General features: G+C 32.6%; 3 protein-coding genes. All 3 read right to left on the bottom strand.

What is annotated here, in order from left to right:
• Positions 1 to 191: 191 nt before the first annotated feature.
• A complete protein-coding gene (locus tag SPD90_RS04965; RefSeq protein WP_320924494.1) occupies positions 192 to 908 on the bottom strand; it encodes an ABC transporter ATP-binding protein in 717 nt (238 codons plus the stop codon).
• A 26-nt stretch (positions 909 to 934) separates the two neighbouring features.
• Positions 935 to 1,675 (bottom strand): ABC transporter permease, encoded by a 741-nt coding sequence (locus tag SPD90_RS04960; protein ID WP_320924495.1) that lies wholly within the window; start codon positions 1,673 to 1,675, stop codon positions 935 to 937.
• A 99-nt stretch (positions 1,676 to 1,774) separates the two neighbouring features.
• Positions 1,775 to 2,584 carry a molybdate ABC transporter substrate-binding protein gene (gene modA / locus SPD90_RS04955; protein WP_320924493.1) on the bottom strand — a complete coding sequence of 270 codons (810 nt, stop codon included), beginning with the start codon at positions 2,582 to 2,584 and terminating at the stop codon, positions 1,775 to 1,777.
• Between the last annotated feature and the right edge of the window lie 324 nt (positions 2,585 to 2,908).

The raw sequence follows: 2,908 nt of genomic DNA, 5'->3' as shown, positions 1-2,908 counted from the left end.
TATATGTTATAAACTTATCTAAATTTTTAAGCGTTTGAACCTTTTTTCTATTTTATTTGCAAATTATACTATTGAATAATATTTCATTTATTTATTACTTCAATAGCATTATATATAATCCATAAAAATATACTATGGTTTTATGGATTTTTATAGATTTATATTAGCTGTTATATGCCTCCTTTGTGAGTTTAATTTGCTATTCCCAAGAACTTGTTGATTTCGGGGTCTTCGTATGTATCGAATAGGTTTTGGCTGTTTCTGATTGTTTTTAGGGTGCCGTTTGAGATAATTCCTATTCTGTCTGCTATTTTTTTCGCCTCGTTAAAATCATGTGTTACAAAAACTATAGTACATTTGAATTTTTTGTGCAATGATTTAATTTTTGCGTACATGTTGTTTTTGGTAGAGGGATCTAGTGCGCTAAAGGGCTCATCCATTAGAAGGATTTTGGGGTTTAGGACGAGGGCTCTAGCAAGTGCAGTTCTTTGTTTTTCGCCGCCGCTGATTGTTCCGGGGTATTTTTTTAATATATTTTCTATTGATAGAAGTTTTGCCATTTCGTTTACGATTTCTGTTTGCTCGTGTTTTTTGACTTTTTTCATTTTTAGGCCGTAAGCGATATTATCGAAAACTGTCATATGAGGGAAAAGTGCGTAGTCTTGGTAGACAAAGCCTATGTTTCTGTTGCAGATGTATATGTCGTTGATAGGGGTGTCTTTTATGTAAATTGCACCATTTCCGTGATTGTAAAATCCAGCTATGGACTCAAGTAGGACTGTTTTTCCTGATCCTGTTCTGCCTAGGATGGCGAAAATTTCCCCTTCCTTTATTTCTAAATTTATGTTGTTTAGAGTGAAATTTCCAAGTTTTAAGTTATAGTTTTCTATAGTAATGATATTATTCATATTGGCTCACTTCCTTGATTAATCGTTTAATTGCTTTTTAATCTATTTTTATCGTAGCTTTTGCCTGAGAAATAGTTTGCGATAAAAAGAGATAAGGATGAAATTATAAATAAAATAAGAGCAGATGCCATCGCCACGCCCATGTCTCCTGTGGCTACGTTTAGGTAGATGCTAGCTGGCAGTGTTTCGGTTTTCATGCGAGTGACGCCTACTAACATTAGTGTTGCTCCGAATTCTCCGAGGCCTCGAGACCATGTTAGGATTAGAGCTCCCATTAGTGAGTTTTTTGAAAGTGGGATAGTCACGTTCATGAAGGTTTTGAATTTTGATGCTCCTAGTGTTTGTGATATAAATTCAAGTCGAGTATCAACTTCTTGAAACGCTGTTTTTATAAATCTTATGGTATAGGGTAGGTTTACAGTGATTTGGGCTATGATTATGCCGAGCTGGCTGTAGACTACTTTTATACCGATTGATTTTAGAAATTTGCCTGCAGGTGAGGAAAATACTATAAGCAAGCTGACACCTAGCACTAGATATGGCAAACATAGGGGTAATTCAATCAAAATCTGGCTTATTTTTTTAAATGGAAAATTTAATTTTGTAAAAGCGTATGACGTTGGGATAGCTAAAAGCATACATATTAGTGTCGAAATACTAGTTGTTTTCATGCTGAGTTTTATCGAAAATTGTACTTCTTTTGTAAAAAAGGCACCCTTTATATAAGGAATGCCTTTTATGAAGATTGTGGAGATTATTAAAAACATGAAAACTACAACGATTGAAGCTGCTAAGTACGCTAGTATTTCAAAAGGTTCTAATTTATTGTTTTTATTTGTATTGTAGTTTCTTTTCATATGTAACTTTTAGTTTTCAGCAACTAGTTCATATCCATATTTTTCCCAAATTGCTTTTACTTCATCTGTATCTAAATAAGATAAAAATTCTTTTAGAGATTCTTCGTTTTCGCTACAGTTTAAAGAAGCTGCAGGGATCACTTTTACATAGTTGTCTAAATCAGTAGTTTCAACTATTTCAACTTTATCACTCTTAACATTTTCCTTCCAAACGATTACTGCGTCACATTCGCCTGCTTCTATAGCGTTAGTAAGCTCTGGAGCAGTAGAAGTAGTGGCTTGTATATCGATTTTTTTGTATATTTTTAAATTACTTAAAGCTTTTTTAGCTATTTTACCTATAGGAGTAGATTCTGCATCTGCTAAAACTACAGTTACACCGTCTTTAGTTAAGTCCTTTAAGCCGTTTATTTCTTTTGGATTTCCTGAAGCAACAGCAAGTACAGGTATGTGTTTTACAAGTTTCTTGCTTTCTGTAACATAATCTGATACTGGCTTAAGCTCGTCTTCAGCTCCAGCCACAAATAGATCTCCTTCTTCAGAAGTTTTAATTTGTGTTTGGATTTGAGCTGCGTTGGCATAAGTAACCTCTATATTGCAACCAGTTTTTTCTTTAAAAATGTTTGCGATTTCTTCAAAAGGTTTTGTCATACCAGCTCCACAGTAGACTTTAAGATCTTTTCCCTCTAGAGAAAGCTCAGCCTCTTTAGCGCTAGAAGCATCACTAGAGCTACTAGATTTAGTAGTGGAATTTGAACTACATCCGACTACACAAATTGATAACATAAATACTAATAAAAGGTTAATGAATTTTTTCATTTTAAATACGCCTCCCCATAAATTATACTATATACTTGTTTAACTATATTTTGACACGTTTAGATATATAATGTCAATCTATATAGTGGAAAAAAATAGGGAATTTAAAAAATATATTTGTTTTAAAAGATATATAACAGTATATAAAATGATTGATTTTAACAATATAGATTGTGGATTTTATTTATGCTGTGCAGAGATAATAATTAGAGAGACTTGTTAGATAGGCATTAGGGTATTTAAGCATTGTGATTATGTTTAATTTCTTTGTGATATTAAATCGTATATTACTTCTTCAGTTAATATGTTTGATTTGAGCATTGT

The organism is Intestinibacter sp., assembly GCF_034113885.1.
Classification (GTDB): domain Bacteria; phylum Bacillota; class Clostridia; order Peptostreptococcales; family Peptostreptococcaceae; genus Intestinibacter.
The sequence above is the reverse complement of the archived record's forward strand: the minus strand, read 5'-3'. Positions and strand labels throughout refer to the sequence as shown.

Excerpts from the sequence above, each read along its gene's own strand:
- SPD90_RS04965 (WP_320924494.1), bottom strand. The coding sequence starts at position 908 with ATGAATAATATCATTACTATAGAAAACTATAACTTAAAACTTGGAAAT.
- SPD90_RS04960 (WP_320924495.1), bottom strand. The coding sequence starts at position 1,675 with ATGTTTTTAATAATCTCCACAATCTTCATAAAAGGCATTCCTTATATA.
- modA (WP_320924493.1), bottom strand. The coding sequence starts at position 2,584 with ATGAAAAAATTCATTAACCTTTTATTAGTATTTATGTTATCAATTTGT.